This window comes from Stenotrophomonas sp. GZD-301 (assembly GCF_049310345.1).
GTDB lineage: Bacteria > Pseudomonadota > Gammaproteobacteria > Xanthomonadales > Xanthomonadaceae > Stenotrophomonas.
In genome coordinates this window covers 1-15,768 of record NZ_JBMOWY010000023.1, presented here as the reverse complement: position 1 = coordinate 15,768, position 15,768 = coordinate 1, and the positions used below count along the sequence as shown (strand labels likewise).

The following is a 15,768-nucleotide window of genomic DNA, read 5'->3' as shown; positions in this document are numbered from 1 at the left end:
TGCTCCAATCAATGCGGAATTGCGCTGAGTTCGTCCAGGCCAAGCGCCAGGTTGAGGTTCTGCATGGCCTGGGTGGCCGCGCCCTTGAGCAGGTTGTCCAGGGTCGCCACCACCACCACGCGCTTGCCGCCGGGGGCGACGTCGAAGCCACCGATCTGCACGCCATGCCGGCCGGCAATGCGGCTCACCCACGGCGCTTCGTCGATCACCTCGATCAGCGGCTCGTTGGCGTAGTAGGCCTGGTAGGCGGCCACCACCTCCTCGCGGGTGTGGATGCGGTCCAGCCACAGGTTGACGGTCATGGTGATGCCACGGAAATGCGGCGCCACGTGCGGCATGAACTCCACCGGCACACGCAGGTGCGCGGAGACTTCGCGCTCGTGGATGTGGTTGGTAAGCGCGTACGGCATCAGGTTGTCCTGCAGCAGCGCCGGGTTGTTCTTGTCCGACGGCGTGGTGCCGGCGCCGGAGTAACCCGAGACACCGAAGCACTGCGGGGGGCCCGCCAGGTGCTTGAGCAGCGGGCTGATCGCCAGCTGCATCGCGGTGGCGTAGCACCCGGGGTTGCTGATGCGCTTCTGGCCCAGGTAGTCGCCCCGGGTGAGTTCGGGCAGGCCGTAGTACCAGTGCTCGTTGAAGCGGTAATCGGCCGACAGGTCCACGATCACCGTGTCCGGGCGCGCCGCGTCGAGGGCGGCCACGAACGGCGCGGACAGGCCGTTGGGCAGCGCCAGGATCACCGCGTCCATGCCCTTGGCGGCGACCGCGTCGGCGTCCAGGTTTTCATACAGGAGCGGCGCGCCGTCCTGCTGCGCCAGGTCGGGAACCGGCTGTCCGGCCAGCTCGCGCGAGGACACAAAGCCCAGCTGCAGGTTCGGGTGCGCGGCGATCAGCGTGATCAGCTCGGCGCCGGTGTGGCCACGGGCGCCGACGATGCCGACAGTGAAGGGGGTGGAGGTGCTCATGCGTGTGCGTCCAGGCGGTGCTGCAGATGGCGCTTCACGCCCTGCCATTCCGCGTCGATGATGGAGAAGATGACGGTGTCGCGCGGGGTGCCGTCGGGGTGGCGCTTGTGGTTGCGCAGCACGCCGTCCTGCTTGGCGCCCAGACGCGCGATGGCGGTGCGCGAGGCGAAGTTGAACCAGCTGGTTTCAAACACCACGCTCAGGCACTGCAGCCGCTCGAAGGCGTGGGTGAGCAGCATCAGCTTGGCCTCGGTGTTGACCCCCGTGCGCTGCGCGGCCTGCCCATACCAGGTGTAGCCGATGCTGAGCCGCGGCACCGCTTCTTCCATGTCGTAGTAGCGGGTGGTGCCGACGATCTCGTCGTCGGCATTGAACACCACGAACGGCAGCACCTTGCCCTCGGCCTGCGCCTGCAGCGCGGCCTGGACGTAGCCGGTCATGGTCCTGGCCGACGGCACCTGGGTGTACCAGAGCTGCGACAGGGTGCCGTCGCCGAGCGCGCCGCGCAGGCCATCGATGTGGGCCATCTGCAGCGGCTCCAGCCGCGCATGCGTGCCGGCCAGGGTGGGAACGCGGGTCCAATCGGCGTGATTCATCGGTTCAGCCCTCCAGGCTCGGTGTACGCACCGCGCAATGATCGACGTAGGTCTTGATGCGCTCGAAGCCGTCGGCGCCGAACCAGAACACCTTCCAGGCGCCCTGCTTGTAGCAGCCGTCGGATTCGGCGTAGTAGAAGTGGTTGATCGGGTTGCCGTGGCGCGAGCGCCAGAACAGCTGCGGGGTTTCATCCAGCATCACGTTCCACACCGCGCGCCCCAGGCCTTCGCCCTGGGCATCGTCGAGCACCGCGAACTTGTCCAGGTACACGCCTTCGGCCTCGTCGGTGAGGATCACCGCAGCGCGGTAGTTCTCGCTGACGTACGCGCGCAGCAGGCGGGTCTTGTCGAAGTAGTCCGGCACCAGGGTGCGGCCGAAGCTGGATTCGATCAGGCCCTTCAGCCGCGGCAGGTCCAGCTCGCTCCAGGCGGTGGCGCGCAGCACCTTCTCGCCCTTGCGCACCAGCGTGCCCGAGCCCTTGTGGGTGAACAGCTCCTTGGCCAGGTCCGACGGGCGGGTGATGGACACCGACGACTCCAGCGGCAGGCGGTCCAGCAGGTCCTTGATCTGTTCGATCTTCACCCGCATGCCGCCGTGGATCCACGGCTGCTGCATCAGCTGGTCGTACTCGGTGGACAGGTTGATCGAGTCGATCACCCTGCCCTCTTCATCCAGCAGGCCGCCGGTGCCGGTCAGGAAGATGATCTTGTACGGCTGCAGCTCCTGCACCAGCTCGTTGGCGGCGAAGTCGGCGTTGACGTTGAGGATCTGGCCGCAGCGGGTTTCACCCAGGCTGGTGATCACCGGGATCGAGCCGGCGCGCAGGCTCGCCTCGATCGGTGCCAGGTTGACCTTTTTCACTTCGCCGACCAAGCCGTAGGTGGCCTGGTCCAGGTACTCGGCCTCGAACACGCCACCGGTGATCGAGGTCGCGCGCGCGCCGTTCTGCTGCAGCGCTTCGACCAGCTGCAGGTTGGACGCCTGGAACACCCGGCGCACGATCGCCAGGCCTTCCGGCGAGGTCACGCGCAGGCCGTTGACCGTTTCCTTGACGATACCGGCGGCCGACAGCTCGGCATCCAGCTGCGGGCCGGCGCCGTGCAGCACGATCGGGGTCAGCCCGACTTCCTGCAGGAACGACAGCGAGGATGTCAGCGCCTCCAGGTCATCGCGCAGGACCGCGCCGCCGACCTTGACCACGGCAAAGCGTTTGGCGTCCAGCTGCGAAAAACGCTTGAGGTACTGGCTGATTTCCTTCGCGCTGGCCATGCTCGAGAGCAGGCGCACGATGGTCTGGCGGGTCTGGCGGTGGGGCTGGGAAGAAGGCATTTCGGTATCGTCACAGGCGGCCGCGGCCGCGATGGGGGGTCCGTCAGTGGCAGGCCACGACGGCATCATGGAATCAGGCGCCGTGCGCAATGATGCGCTGTACGGACTCGGCATAACGCTGCAGCTGCTCCAGCGTGACGAACTCGTCGGCGGTATGGGCCTGGGCGATATCGCCCGGGCCGTATACCAGGGTGGTGTAGCCGGCTGCCGAGAACAGCGAGGCTTCGGTCCAGAAGTCCACCGCGTTGCCAATCGGGATATCCAGCGCGTCGGCCACATCGCGCGCCAGCAGGCGGCGGTTTTCCGCCTCGGCGATGTCGCCGGCCGGGAAGCTGGGGCCGCGGAAGGTTTCGGTGAACACGGCGGCCTGCGGCTCGGCCAGACCGGCGAAGGTGGCCAGCAGCGCGTCGATGTCCATCGACGGCAGCGGGCGGAAGCCGAAGCGCACTTCGGCCGCCGGGGCGATCATATTGGCCTTGATCCCGCCTTCGACACGGCCGATGTTGAAGCGCAGGCCAGTCAGCCCGCCAAAACGCGCATGCGCCAGGGTATCCACATGGTCCAGCGCGCGGTTGCCCCAGCGCATCGCCTGGTGCAACGCACTGGCGGCCGCATCCTGCTTGCCCGACGCATGACCGGCCTGGCCCTTGAACTGCATCAGCACCGAGCTGATGCCACGGTGGGCCAGCACCGCTTCGCTCATGGTCGGTTCGGCCACGAGCACCGCTTCATACGGAATGCCCCGCGCCAGGAACGCAGCGATGCAGCGCGGGTCGTTGGCCTCCTCGTCGCTGGAGAACAGGAATGCGGCATCGCCATCACTGGCATTGGCCGCAGCCACCAAGGCTGCCGCAGCGCCCTTGATGTCGCACACGCCCAGGCCGATCACCCGGTCACCGGTACGCCGCATGACATGCGGGTCGGCGGTCCAGTGCGGCGAATCGGGCACGGTATCCAGATGCACGTTGAACAGGTACTTCGGCGTACCGCGCACCGCATACAGGCTGACCGCGCCGTCGCCATGATCGATCACCTCCACGGTGAACCCGGGCAGGTTCGCGCGCAGATAGTCGAAGATGCCGCCGGTGGTGATCGCACGCGGCGGATTGCGCGTGTCGAACGAAACCAGGGCCTGCAGGTGGGTAAGGGTGTTCTCGAGCATGCGGGGTCAGTCCTTCACTGCGGCAACGGCCGCATCCTGGTAGATCGTGGGTCGCGCTATTTCCATCAACAGCTCCGGGCGCGCCGGAGCAGCGAACCCGAAACGCGCGTACAGGCCATGCGCGTCGCGGGTGGCGAGCATGAAACGACGCAGGCCCTGCAGCGCCGGCTGCGCCATCAGCGCCTCGATCAGCGCCGTGCTGTAGCCGCGTCCACGGTGGTCGGGCAACACGAACACATCGGCCAGGTAGCCGAAGGTCGCACCGTCGGTGATCACCCGGGCAAAGGCCACCTGACTGCCATCGTCCAGATAGCCGCCGACGCACAACGAGCCGTCGATCGCCCGCTGCACCGTTTCCAGTGGAATCCCTTCGCTCCAATACGCCTGGGTCGACAGATACTGGTGAATCAGCGCGACATCGAGCCGCTGTTTATCGGTGCAGACGTGCAGGTTCATGGTCTCGGTCCGGTTCAACGCCCGGCGGATGGCGCGCACCCGCCGGACACGTCGATCAATCGATCAGCGGTTCACCTGCGCGTACAGCGTGGAGCTCATGCCGAACAGCTTGATGAAGCCTTCCGCCTCTTCCACGCCCCAGTCGGCGGACTGGGCGTACGTGGCGCCCTTGGTGTTGAGCAGGTGCGGCGAACGCACGGCCACCGCATCGACGCGGCCACCACGGGTTTCCAGCACCACTTCACCGTTGACCTTGCCCTGCGAGGACTTCAGGAAGGCTTCGATGTCGGTCTTCAGCGGGTCGTGGTAGAAGCCTTCGTACACCAGCTCCACCCACTTGCGCGCCACGTCCGGCTTGAAGCGGTTCTGCTGCTTGGTCAGCACGGCATCTTCCAGCGCGCGGTGCGCGGCCAGCAGCGAGACCAGGCCCGGGGCCTCGAACACGATGCGGCCCTTCAGGCCGATCACGGTGTCGCCGGTGTAGACACCACGGCCCACGCCATACGGGGCGAACAGCTTGTTGAGCTTGGCCAGGATCTGCTCGCCCGCCATTGCCTCGCCGTCCAGGGCGACAGCCTCACCTTCGACGAACTTCAGCGTCACGGTCAGCGCGTCGGCCGGCCACTCGCTGCGCGGTGCGCACCAACCGCGGGCGCCCTCGCCCGGGGCTTCCCAACGATCGATCTCGCCACCGGACATGGTCAGGCCGAGCAGGTTCTCGTTGATGGTGTACGCCTGCTGCTTGGCACGCACGCCGAAACCGCGCTCTTCCAGGTACTTCTGCTCGTAGGCGCGGGTCTGGGTGTGTTCCTTCTGGATCTCGCGAATCGGCGCGACGATCTGGTAGTCGCCCAGCGCCTTCACGGCCAGGTCGAAGCGGACCTGGTCATTGCCCATGCCGGTGCAGCCGTGGGCAATGATGTTGGTGCCCAGTTCGGCGGCGCGCTTGAGCGCGGCGTCCACGATCAGGTAACGGTCGGACACCAGCAGCGGGTACTGGCCCTGGTAGCCTTCGCCGGCCCAGACGAACGGCTTGACGAAGCCGTTCCAGATGGCCGGGCCGCCATCGACGGTGACGTGGCTGGTGACCCCCAGCTCGGCGGCGCGCTTCTCGATGAAATCGCGCTCTTCGTCATCCACGCCGCCGGTGTCGGCGAACACGGTGTGCACGTTGTAGCCGCGCTCCTGCAGGTAGGGCACGCAGAAGCTGGTGTCGAGTCCGCCGGAGAAGGCCAGGACGATGTCTTTGTTGCTCATGGGGGTCAGGTCCAATAGAGGGATAGAGATTCGGTGTAGAGCCGACCGTTGGTCGGCTGAATTGTTCAGTGCACGGGTCGAGGAGCAGCCGGCCAACGGTCGGCTCTACCCGTGGATGGCGTTATCGGCCGATCAGGGCCGACATGATCGCCTTCTGTACGTGCAGGCGGTTCTCGGCCTCGTTGATGGCGATGCACTGCGCCGAGTCCATCACCGCGTCGGTGGCCTTGACGTTGCGGCGCAGCGGCAGGCAGTGGCTGAACACGCCGTTGTTGGTCAGGGCCATCTTGGCTTCGTCGACGATGAAGTGCTTGTACTGGTCGCGGATCGGCTTTTCCGGTTCCCAGTTGCCGAAGAACGGCAGCGCGCCCCAGCTCTTGGCGTAGACCACGTCGGCACCGGTATAGGCGCTGGCGATGTCATGGCTGACCTGCAGCGAACCGCCGCTCTCGGCCACGTTCTGCTCGGCCCAGCCCATGTAGCGCTCGTCCAGGATGTAATCCGGGGTCGGGCACAGCAGGGTCACGTCCATGCCCATGCGGGTGGCGATGGTCAGCGCGGAGTTGGCCACCGCGGTGTTGAGCGGCTTGGGGTGGTAGGTCCAGGTCAGCACGAACTTCTTGCCGCGCAGGTCCTGGGTGCCGAAATGTTCCTGCAGCGCCATCACGTGGGCCAGCTCCTGGCACGGGTGGGTGATGGTCTCCATGTTGATCACCGGCACCGGCGAGTACTTGGCGAAGCTCCTGAGCACTTCGTCCTCGCGGTCCTTGCTCCAGTCGATGAACTTCGGGAACGCGCGCACGCCGATCAGGTCGACGTAGCGGCCCAGCACCTTGGCCACTTCGGCGATGTGCTCTTCAGTGTCGCCATCCATCACCGAGCCGAGGTTGAACTCGATCGGCCATGCATCCTTGCCCGGCTGCAGCACGATCGCGTGACCGCCCAGCTGGAAGGCGCCCAGCTCGAAGCTGGTGCGGGTGCGCATGGACGGATTGAAGAACACCAGGGCAATCGACTTGCCCTTGAGCTCGTCGCCCAGCTTGTTGCGCTTGAACAGCGCGGCCTGGGTCAGCAGGGCATCCAGGTCGGTGCGGCTCCAGTCCTGGGTGTTCAGGAAGTGCTTCAGGGACATCGATCGATCCTTTGCGGCGGGATTCAGGGGGTCGGAAAAACGTACAGATGAAACTTTTCAAATCGTAGAAACGAAAAAACCCAGCACGGGGGCTGGGTTTTCCGAACAGACAGCACGAAGCTCCGGTTACCCAGCGAAAATGTGGGGTTCCGGTCGGCGGGCACGCGACGTCATGCCCGTAGCCATACGGGCGGCGCTGGTGTCGTGCTGGAAGTCGGTGAGTTTCATGGCCGCCCATCTTTGCATGCACCCGGGGCGGGTGCAAGGCCTGAATGGAACATTCAGGTCAGAGTACTGACGCAACGGGCGTGCCGGCCCGTCACGGATTGGCCGGGCCGCCCTGCTCGGCCGCCACCCAGGGGGTGATGGACACGCGGATCTTCAGGCGGTTGCCGGGATCGTCGGGCAGACGGGAGCGGTACTTGGTGCCCTTGTAGACGTAATCCACGTCATAGGCGATGGGCCGGCGGAACTCGCGGCCGACCGGGATGATCCGGCAGTCGCGGGTCAGCAGCGGGCCGTTGTTGGCCGGCGGCGCCTCGACCACGGGCATCTCCTCCTCGCTGCCGTCTTCACGGCGGAAGATCGAGCGCACCGAATCCATGAACCGGCCGAAGCGGCCCTTGTCTTCCTGCGGCTCTTCGCCGGTCACGTTGACCGGGGCCAGGGTCCGGGTGGACACCGGCTCGCAGTGTTCTTCCGTGCGGGTGGCCCGCAGGGTCTGGAACACAGGCTCGACGTTGAGCACCTGCGCATAGTCGAACTTGACGTTCTCGACGATCACCACCCGGTTGCGGGCCTCACCGTCCTGGGCGCGCACCCCGAAGGCGGCACTTGCGAGCAGACAGGCCAGCGTCAACAACGAAGCGGATTTCATTGGCAACAGGTAAGAGGACAAGGGGGATAGTTTAGGCAGTGCCAGGCACAAGGGGCTGAACATTACCCTTCCGTAACGTTTCTGCCCATAGGCAGCCCGCCCCGCCCCCACCGGCCCGGGGTGTCGTGACGGCCCGGCGGGCCCGCCGGAGGGCCCGGCGCTGGGCGCCGTTGTGCTCTAAAATCGACCGCTTGCCCCCATCCATCCCCCACCACGGCCACCATGACCCTGCGACTGCACAACAACCTGACACGCCAGCTCGAAACGTTCCAACCGCTCGATCCGGCCTGTCCGACCCTGTATGTCTGCGGCCCCACGGTCTACAACTATGTCCACATCGGCAACGCCCGTGGCCCGGTGGTGTTCGGGGTGCTGGCCGATCTGCTGCGGCGCCGCTTCGGCGCCCTGCGCTACGCCCGCAACATCACCGACGTGGACGACAAGATCAACACGGCCGCGCGTGAACAGAATGTGCCGATTTCGGCAATCACCGACCGCTTCGCCGCCGCGTACCGCGAGGACATGGCCGCGCTTGGCGTGGTTCCGCCGGATATCGAACCGGAAGCCACCGCGCACATCCCGCAGATCATCGAGATGATCGAGCAGCTGATCGCCGCCGGCCATGCCTACGCTGCCGAAGGCCATGTGCTGTTCGCCGTGGGCACCTATGCCGATTACGGCAAGCTGTCGCGCCGTGACCCGGACGAGATGCTTGCCGGTGCCCGCGTGGACGTGGCCCCATACAAGCGCGACCCGGGCGACTTCGTGCTGTGGAAGCCGTCCTCCGAGGACCTGCCCGGCTGGGCATCGCCCTGGGGCCGCGGCCGCCCCGGCTGGCACATCGAGTGCTCGGCGATGGCCGCCGCGCACCTGGGCCCGACCATCGACATCCACGCCGGCGGCGTGGACCTGCAGTTCCCGCACCACGAGAACGAGATCGCGCAGAGCGAGTGCGCCCACGGCGGGCAGACCTTCGCCCGCTTCTGGCTGCACAACGGCATGCTCAACTTCGGCGGCGCCAAGATGAGCAAGTCGATCGGCAACATCGAGCGGGTGCACGACCTGGTGCGCGCGCACGCGCCCGAAGCGCTGCGCTATGCCCTGTTGTCGGCCCATTACCGGCAGCCGCTGGACTGGTCCGATGCGCTGATCGAGCAGTCCGCACGCACGCTGGATGGCCTGTACGGCGCACTGCGCGAGGTGGAAGCGGTAGAGGCCACGGCGCGCATTCCCGAGGCGATCGAGGCGGTGCTCGACGAAGATCTCAACACGCCGCGTGCCTTGGCGCTGCTGTCGGAACTGGCCAGGAAGGTGCGCCACGCCGCGGCCGGCGGCCCGGACCATCCGCGCATGGGCGCCCCGTGGGCCGAACTGGCCGAACTGGCCGACCTGAAGAGCCAGCTGCTCGGCGCCGGCAAGGCACTGGGGCTGCTGCAGCAGGCCCCGTCGGCGTGGTTCGGCAGCCAGGCCACCGACAGCGACGAAGGCGCGCGCATCCAGGCGCTGATCGATGCACGCACGGCAGCCAAGCAGGCACGCGATTTCGCCCGCGCCGATGCGATCCGCGACGCGCTGGCCGCCGAGGGCATCGCGCTGGAAGACACGGCGCAGGGCGTGCGCTGGGTGCGCAAGCGCTGACCATTCGCCCGACCGACGGTCGGGCGCCACGATACAGTCCCGGCCACGGATGGCCGGGTGCTTCCCCCGAACCATCACGGCCCGACCACGGAAGGCGAACACCGGCCCGGAGTCCCCCATGACCACCGTTTCCCCGTTCCCGCTCGAACCCACCGCCGCCGACGCACAGGCCGCCATCGCCGATGAGTTCGCCTTCTTCGGCGACTGGTCCGAGCGCTATCAGTATCTGATCGACCTGGGCCGCAAGCTGCCGGCCTTCCCGGACGACTGGAAGACCGAGCAGCACCGTCTGCTGGGGTGCCAGTCGATGGTGTGGATCGTGCCGGAAGGCAATGCGCAGTCGCTGCGCTTCCACGCCATCAGCGATTCGGCGATCGTGTCCGGGCTGATCTACCTGGCGCTGCGGGTGTACTCGGGCCGGTCGGCCGAGGAGATCCTGGCCACCGAGCCGACCTACATCCAGGACATCGGTCTGTCGCGCCATCTGTCGCCGACGCGCAGCAACGGTGTGGCCGCGATGCTGGCCTTCATCCGCGATACCGCGCAGTCGCAGCCGTCGCAGCCGTGAGTACCGACGCCCCGTCCGACACAGGCGACAGCGCGCTCAGCCTGTTGTCCCGCCCCGGCTTCTCGCTGCTGCTGGCCTATCGCATCTGCGCGATGCTGTCCTACCAGATCGTGGCGGTCACGGTCGGGTGGCACATCTATGAAGTGACCCGCAATCCGTTCTCACTGGGGTTGGTCGGGCTGGCCGAGGTGCTGCCCTTCTTCTGCGTGGCGCCGTTCGCCGGCTATCTGGTGGATCACCTGCCGCGCCGCCGGTTGGGCATGGTGGCGGCCACCGGGCTGGTGCTGACGGCGGTGGTGCTGACGGCGGTGGCGCAGGGCTGGCTGCCGTTCCACGGGGTGTGGCCGATTTACGCGGCGATCGCGATGACGGGGATGGTGCGTGCGTTCCTGTCGCCGATCTACAACGCGCTGTTCGCGCGGGTGCTTGAGCGCCAGCAGTACGCGCGCGGCGCGGGCCTGGGGGCGGTGGTGTTCCAGGCCGGGATGGTGGCCGGGCCGGCGCTGGGCGGGCTGCTGGTGGCCTGGGGCGGCAAGGGCGTGGCCTACGGGGTGGCCGTGGGCGTGGCGGTGGTCGCGGTGGGCTGCCTGGCGGTGCTGCGGGTGTCCGAGCCGGTGCACACCGGTCCGGCCGCGCCGATCTTCAAGAGCATCGCCGAGGGCGGCCGCTTCGTGCTGGGCAACCGGATCATGGTCGGGGCGATGGCGCTGGACATGTTCTCGGTGCTGCTCGGGGGCGTGGTGGCGATGCTGCCGGCGTTCCTGCACGAGATCCTGCACCACGGCCCGGAAGGCCTGGGCATTCTGCGCGCGGCGCCGGCACTGGGCTCGGTGTGCGTGGGCCTGTGGCTGGCCCGCCGGCCGCTGCAGCGCAACGCCGGCCGGGTGCTGCTGTTCGCGGTGGCCGGGTTCGGTCTGTGCGTGATCGGCTTCGGGCTGTCGCACAGCTTCTGGCTGTCGGCGGTGATCCTGCTGTTCTACGGGGCCTTCGACGGCGTGTCGGTGGTGATCCGTTCGACCATCCTGCAGTTGGCCACGCCGGAGGAAATGCGCGGGCGGGTGTCGTCGATCAACGGCATTTTCATCAGTTCGTCCAACGAGCTGGGGGCGTTCTACGCGGGCACGATGGCCAAGCTGCTCGGCCTGGTGCCGGCGGTGGTGCTCGGCGGGTTCGCAGTGCTGAGCGTGGCCGGCATCACCGCCTGGAAGAACCCGACGCTGCGCCGCCTGAATCTGCGCGACCTGCACTGACCGGAAGCGCCCCGCAGAGACGGTCGACCGCCGGCGGTGGCAGGTACCGACCGTTGGTCGGTACGCCTTGGCGCGACGTGCAAGGACGACGGGCAGCCTTGTCCGGGACACGCCGTGAACCCATCCCTGGGGGCTCGTAGAAAACATCCGTGTTTTCTACGGTCCCGGACAAGGCTGCCCGCCGTCCTTCAGATGGATATCCGCTGGCGGTCGGAAACAGCGGCAAGGCGCGAGTCGATGGCTAATGGATATCCGCTGGCGGTCGGAAACAGCGGCAAGGCACGAGCTCCCCGGGTAGAGCCGACCGTTGGTCGGCTGCCTGTGCACCGAGGCGCCGACATTCCGCGGATCAAAAAAAAACCCGGCCGAGGCCGGGTTTTTGATTGCGTCGCGACCGATCGGAGATCAGTCGCCCTGCTGCTTCTGCAGGTGCTCCCAACGCTCCTGGGCGTCGATGGTGCGCTCTGCGGTCAGGCGCGCTTCGAGACGGTCCAGACCGATCTCTTCGCCGGTATCCACGCAGTAGCCGTAGTCACCGTCTTCCAGGCGCTTCAAGGTGCTGTTGATCTTGCCGATCAACTTGCGGTACCGATCGCGGGTACGCAGTTCCAGCGAGTTCTCGGTCTCGCGGGTGGCGCGCTCGGCCTCATCGCCGATGTCACGCACTTCTTCCTGCAGATTCGCGATGGTCTGCTTGGATTCCTCGACCAGATCATTGCGCCAGTGCTGCAGGCGCTGGCGGAAATACTCCAGTTGCAGCGGGCTCATGTATTCCTCTTCCGCGCTCGGCTTGTAACCGTCGGGCAGGATCGGACGACCGGTGGCTTCGTCAGTCTTGTATTCCACCACCTTCACCTTGGTGCGCGGGGCCGGGGCGGCCGAACGCGCTGCCACGGCAACGGCGACCTTGCCGACCGGACGGGACACGGGCTTGGGGGCGGACTCGGACTTGGCGGGGGTTTTTGCAGGCGATTTCGAAACGGGCACGGGATTCTTGTTTTGCGGGGCTTTCGAGGCGGGCGTTGCCGCTACCGGCGCCGGCGCAGGCGCCGGAGGGGTGACGGGCTTGGCCGCGGACTTGGCCGGGACAGACTTGGCCGGCGCCGGCGATGCCGGCTTCGGTGCGGACTTCACTACAGGTGCTGCGGCCGGCTTGGCGGCCGGCTTGGTTGCCACGGGCTTGCTGGCGGTCTTGCTGGCCTTCACCGGCTTGGCCGGCGGCTGTTTGGCCGCGACCTTCTTCACCGGTGCAGGCTTGGCGGCCGGCTTGGCAGCCGCCGGCGTCGCCGTTTTCTTTGCCACGGTCTTGCTGGCGGCGGTCTTCTTTACTGGCGCCTTGGCGACCGGCTTGGCAACAGCGGTCTTCCGGGCGACAGCCTTCTTGGCCGCCGGCTTGGTGACCACTGCCTTCTTCGCCGCTGCCTTCTTGACCACGGGTGCCTTGGCGGCGGTCTTCTTGATCGCCTTGGCCGGGGCCTTGGCGGTCGATTTTTTCGCGGGTGCCGTCCTGGCCGCCGGTTGTTTGGATGCAGGCTTGCCGACCGGCTTGGCGGCCGGCTTCTTGGCAACGGACTTGGCCGCCAACTTCGTTACAACAGGCTTGGCGGTTTTCTTGGCGGCCTTGACGGCCTTCTTTGCAGTTTTTTTAGCAGCCACGAAACGCTCTTCCTTGGATTCCCCGGGGCCCGGGAAAGCGGGCCTTTATAGCCTACCCGACCAGCAGCAGCAACCACACCGCCTACTCCGTTCAGCCCCGGAGTCGCAAGGGGTGAAGCCGGCCTGCCCGCTGGGCGGACCGGCTCGCGCAGTTCGGAACCTGACCCGGTGATGCCACCGGGGCGGCCCGCCACGCGCGTGGGCGCGAGCGGGTCCAACGCCCCATCCTGCGACAAATGCGGCCTTCATGCCAACTGCTCTAAGATGGGCGGGTGATCTCGCGCCTGCTCATTGCCCTGCTGCGCTTCTACAAGCGCTTCATCAGCCCCCTGCTGGGGCCGCGCTGCCGCTTCGTGCCCAGTTGTTCTGAATACGCCATGCAAGCCATCGCCACGCATGGCCCCGCGCGCGGCAGCTGGCTCGCCGCACGCCGGCTCGGTCGCTGCCATCCCTTCCATCCCGGTGGCGTGGACGAGGTGCCGCCGCGCGCCCCGCACGCCGCTTGCCGCTGCACAGGAAAACACTGAAATGTCCTCCACGCTCATCGTCAACGCCCGCCTGGTCAACGAAGGTCGCATCACCGACGGCGACCTGCGCATCGAAAACGGCCGCATCGCGCAGATCGGCACCGGCCTGGAGGCGCGCCCGGGCGAAACCGTGGTCGATGCCGCCGGGCGCTGGCTGCTGCCGGGCATGATCGATGACCAGGTGCATTTCCGCGAACCGGGCCTGACCCACAAGGGTGATATCGCGACGGAATCGGCGGCAGCCGTGGCCGGTGGCCTGACCAGCTTCATGGACATGCCCAACACCAACCCGCCGACCCTCAACGCGGAGGCCCTGCAGGCCAAATACGACGCTGCCGCCGGCCGCGCGCGCGCCAACTACGGCTTCTACATGGGCGCCAGCAACGACAACCTGGCCGACATCAAGGTGGTGGACCCGAAGAAGTCGCCGGGCATCAAGGTGTTCATGGGCGCCTCCACCGGCAACATGCTGGTCGACAACCCGGAAACGCTGGACGCGATCTTCAAGTACGCCCCCACGCCGATCATCACGCACTGCGAAGACACGCCGATGATCGACGCCAAGGCGAAGGAATACGCCGAGAAGTACGGCGACGCGCTGAGCGCCGAACAGCACCCGGACATCCGCTCGCGCGAGGCCTGCCTGAAGTCGTCGGAGCTGGCGGTGGCGCTGGCGAAGAAGCACGGCACCCGCCTGCACGTGCTGCACATCTCCACGGCCGATGAGCTGAAGCTCTTCGAGAAGGGCCCGCTGATCCGCGCCGACGGCAGCCGCAAGCAGATCACCGCCGAAACCTGCATCCACTTCCTGCGTTTCGACCGCAGCGATTACGCGCGCCTGGGCAACCTGATCAAGTGCAACCCGGCGATCAAGGAAGCCAGCGACCGCGAGGCCCTGACCCGCGCGGTGGCCGAGGACGTGATCGACGTGCTGGCCACCGACCATGCCCCGCACACCTGGGAAGAGAAGCAGAAGCCGTACGCGCAGGCGCCGTCCGGCCTGCCGCTGGTGCAGTACGCGCTGGTGGCCGCGCTGGAGCTGGTGCACGAAGGCAAGCTGGAGATCACCCAGGTGGTGCAGAAGTTCGCGCACGCCCCGGCGCAGCTGTTCGACGTGAGCCAGCGCGGTTTCCTGCGCGAGGGCTACTTCGCCGATCTGGTGCTGGTTGAAGACGTGCCGTTCACGGTCAAGCGCGAGGACGTGCTGTCCAAGTGCGGCTGGTCGCCGTTCGAAGGCATGACCTTCCGCTCGCGCATCGCCTCGACCTGGGTCAATGGCCAGCTGGCGTGGGACGGCGAGACGCTGGTGGGGTCGCCGAATGGCCAGCGCATGAGCTTCGACCGCTGATGCGGGCGCGTCTGTTGGGCTGGGGCCTGCTTCTGGCAGGCGGCGCGACGCTGGGCGGCACGCTGGTGCCCGTTGCCGCGCAGGCGCAGGCCGACACCCGCGTGGTGTTCCCGGCCAGCGCCTCGCAGGGCGCGATGGTGATCGGCAAGGTGCCCGCCGGCAGCAGTGTGCAGTACGGCGGCCGCACCCTGCGGGTGAGTGGCTATGGCAGTGTCGTGTTTGGCATCGGCCGCGACGAGAAGGGCCCGCTGCAGGTCCAGGTGCGACGCCCGGACGGTGCCACCGAGACGGTCAGCATCGCGGTGACCCCGCGTGACTGGCCGGTGGAGCGCGTCAATGGCGTGCCGCCCAAGACGGTCAATCCGCCGCCGGCGATCGCCGAGCGGATCAAGCGCGAGCAGGCCCAGGTCACTGCGGCCCGCGCTCGCGACGACGACCGCGCCGATTTTGCCCAGGCCTTCATCTGGCCGGTGCAGGGCCGCATCAGCGGCCGCTTCGGCAATGCACGGGTCTACAACGGCCAGCCCGGCGCCGGGCATTCGGGCATGGATATCGCGGTGCCGACGGGGACCCCGGTGAAGGCGCCTGCCGCCGGCGTGGTCACGTTCGCCGGGCCGGACCTGTACCTGACCGGTGGCACCCTGCTGCTGGACCACGGCTATGGGGTGAGTTCCAATTTCCTGCACCTGTCGCGCATCGACGTGAAGGTCGGCGACCGGGTCGAACAGGGCCAGGTGATCGCGGCGGTCGGCGCCACCGGCCGCGCGACCGGACCGCACCTGCACTGGGGCATGAACTGGTTCGATACCCGCATCGATCCGCTGCTGGTGCTGGAGCGGCGCTAGGCAAGGCGTACCGACCAACGGTCGGTACCTACCCGCGGGCGGCCCACCAGGTGCGCAGCAGGGTGCGCAGCGGCGTTGCCTTGAGTTCGCGCCCGTGCGCCCAGGCCTGGTTGTGGGTGTGGGCACGGAAAGAGGAAAGGCGGCGCAGGGGGGGGGCAGGA

General features: G+C 67.3%; 15 protein-coding genes. 6 read left to right on the top strand and 9 right to left on the bottom strand.

Going from position 1 to position 15,768, the window contains the following annotated elements:
• Window positions 1-8: 8 nt before the first annotated feature.
• From argC to ACO6VK_RS06045, 8 genes are all read right to left on the bottom strand, one after another.
• Window positions 9-965, bottom strand: a complete 957-nt coding sequence (gene argC, locus ACO6VK_RS06080; protein WP_422506016.1) for an N-acetyl-gamma-glutamyl-phosphate reductase — start codon at window positions 963-965, stop codon at window positions 9-11.
• Window positions 962-1,561: a GNAT family N-acetyltransferase gene (locus ACO6VK_RS06075; RefSeq protein WP_422506015.1), complete on the bottom strand. Its 600-nt coding sequence runs from the start codon at window positions 1,559-1,561 to the stop codon at window positions 962-964. The genes argC and ACO6VK_RS06075 overlap by 4 nt, the downstream gene beginning before the upstream one ends.
• A gap of 4 nt (window positions 1,562-1,565) precedes the next feature.
• Window positions 1,566-2,891, bottom strand: coding sequence for an acetylglutamate kinase (locus ACO6VK_RS06070; RefSeq protein WP_422506014.1), 1,326 nt, complete (start codon window positions 2,889-2,891; stop codon window positions 1,566-1,568).
• A 73-nt stretch (window positions 2,892-2,964) separates the two neighbouring features.
• Complete coding sequence (locus tag ACO6VK_RS06065) at window positions 2,965-4,053, bottom strand: acetylornithine deacetylase (RefSeq protein ID WP_422506013.1); 1,089 nt, start codon at window positions 4,051-4,053, stop codon at window positions 2,965-2,967.
• 6 nt (window positions 4,054-4,059) lie between these two features.
• A complete protein-coding gene (locus ACO6VK_RS06060) occupies window positions 4,060-4,509 on the bottom strand; it encodes a GNAT family N-acetyltransferase (protein WP_422506012.1) in 450 nt (149 codons plus the stop codon).
• Window positions 4,510-4,572: 63 nt separating this feature from the next.
• Entirely contained in the window at window positions 4,573-5,766 is a 1,194-nt protein-coding gene (locus ACO6VK_RS06055; RefSeq protein ID WP_422506011.1) for an argininosuccinate synthase, read from the bottom strand.
• A 121-nt stretch (window positions 5,767-5,887) separates the two neighbouring features.
• Complete coding sequence (locus ACO6VK_RS06050) at window positions 5,888-6,898, bottom strand: N-acetylornithine carbamoyltransferase (protein WP_422506010.1); 1,011 nt, start codon at window positions 6,896-6,898, stop codon at window positions 5,888-5,890.
• Window positions 6,899-7,217: 319 nt separating this feature from the next.
• Window positions 7,218-7,775 carry a hypothetical protein gene (locus ACO6VK_RS06045; RefSeq protein WP_422506009.1) on the bottom strand — a complete coding sequence of 186 codons (558 nt, stop codon included), beginning with the start codon at window positions 7,773-7,775 and terminating at the stop codon, window positions 7,218-7,220.
• Between the two features lie 222 nt (window positions 7,776-7,997).
• Here ACO6VK_RS06045 and cysS point away from each other — a divergent pair, with 222 nt between their 5' ends.
• From cysS to ACO6VK_RS06030, 3 genes are all read left to right on the top strand, one after another.
• Entirely contained in the window at window positions 7,998-9,413 is a 1,416-nt protein-coding gene (gene cysS, locus ACO6VK_RS06040) for a cysteine--tRNA ligase (protein ID WP_422506008.1), read from the top strand.
• 118 nt (window positions 9,414-9,531) lie between these two features.
• Window positions 9,532-9,981 carry a SufE family protein gene (locus ACO6VK_RS06035; protein ID WP_422506007.1) on the top strand — a complete coding sequence of 150 codons (450 nt, stop codon included), beginning with the start codon at window positions 9,532-9,534 and terminating at the stop codon, window positions 9,979-9,981.
• Window positions 9,978-11,231 (top strand): MFS transporter, encoded by a 1,254-nt coding sequence (locus ACO6VK_RS06030; protein ID WP_422506006.1) that lies wholly within the window; start codon window positions 9,978-9,980, stop codon window positions 11,229-11,231. The genes ACO6VK_RS06035 and ACO6VK_RS06030 overlap by 4 nt, the downstream gene beginning before the upstream one ends.
• A 405-nt stretch (window positions 11,232-11,636) precedes the next feature.
• Here the strand turns inward: ACO6VK_RS06030 and dksA are convergent, their stop codons facing one another.
• Complete coding sequence (gene dksA / locus ACO6VK_RS06025; protein ID WP_422506005.1) at window positions 11,637-12,887, bottom strand: RNA polymerase-binding protein DksA; 1,251 nt, start codon at window positions 12,885-12,887, stop codon at window positions 11,637-11,639.
• Between the two features lie 272 nt (window positions 12,888-13,159).
• Between dksA and yidD the strand changes: the two genes are divergently transcribed.
• The 3 genes from yidD to ACO6VK_RS06010 are packed head-to-tail and all read left to right on the top strand — an operon-like array spanning window position 13,160 to window position 15,607.
• A complete protein-coding gene (gene yidD, locus ACO6VK_RS06020) occupies window positions 13,160-13,414 on the top strand; it encodes a membrane protein insertion efficiency factor YidD (RefSeq protein WP_411851558.1) in 255 nt (84 codons plus the stop codon).
• Window position 13,415: 1 nt separating this feature from the next.
• Window positions 13,416-14,762, top strand: coding sequence for a dihydroorotase (locus ACO6VK_RS06015; RefSeq protein ID WP_422506004.1), 1,347 nt, complete (start codon window positions 13,416-13,418; stop codon window positions 14,760-14,762).
• A complete protein-coding gene (locus ACO6VK_RS06010; RefSeq protein ID WP_422506003.1) occupies window positions 14,762-15,607 on the top strand; it encodes a M23 family metallopeptidase in 846 nt (281 codons plus the stop codon). Before ACO6VK_RS06015 ends, ACO6VK_RS06010 begins: the two co-directional genes overlap by 1 nt.
• The last annotated feature ends 161 nt before the right edge of the window (window positions 15,608-15,768 follow it).

Coding starts and splice junctions, on each gene's coding strand:
- ACO6VK_RS06055 (WP_422506011.1), bottom strand. CDS start 5,766: ATGAGCAACAAAGACATCGTCCTGGCCTTCTCCGGCGGACTCGACACC.
- ACO6VK_RS06015 (WP_422506004.1), top strand. CDS start 13,416: ATGTCCTCCACGCTCATCGTCAACGCCCGCCTGGTCAACGAAGGTCGC.
- argC (WP_422506016.1), bottom strand. CDS start 965: ATGAGCACCTCCACCCCCTTCACTGTCGGCATCGTCGGCGCCCGTGGC.
- cysS (WP_422506008.1), top strand. CDS start 7,998: ATGACCCTGCGACTGCACAACAACCTGACACGCCAGCTCGAAACGTTC.
- ACO6VK_RS06070 (WP_422506014.1), bottom strand. CDS start 2,891: ATGCCTTCTTCCCAGCCCCACCGCCAGACCCGCCAGACCATCGTGCGC.
- ACO6VK_RS06065 (WP_422506013.1), bottom strand. CDS start 4,053: ATGCTCGAGAACACCCTTACCCACCTGCAGGCCCTGGTTTCGTTCGAC.
- ACO6VK_RS06075 (WP_422506015.1), bottom strand. CDS start 1,561: ATGAATCACGCCGATTGGACCCGCGTTCCCACCCTGGCCGGCACGCAT.
- ACO6VK_RS06060 (WP_422506012.1), bottom strand. CDS start 4,509: ATGAACCTGCACGTCTGCACCGATAAACAGCGGCTCGATGTCGCGCTG.
- ACO6VK_RS06050 (WP_422506010.1), bottom strand. CDS start 6,898: ATGTCCCTGAAGCACTTCCTGAACACCCAGGACTGGAGCCGCACCGAC.
- ACO6VK_RS06035 (WP_422506007.1), top strand. CDS start 9,532: ATGACCACCGTTTCCCCGTTCCCGCTCGAACCCACCGCCGCCGACGCA.
- ACO6VK_RS06045 (WP_422506009.1), bottom strand. CDS start 7,775: ATGAAATCCGCTTCGTTGTTGACGCTGGCCTGTCTGCTCGCAAGTGCC.
- ACO6VK_RS06010 (WP_422506003.1), top strand. CDS start 14,762: ATGCGGGCGCGTCTGTTGGGCTGGGGCCTGCTTCTGGCAGGCGGCGCG.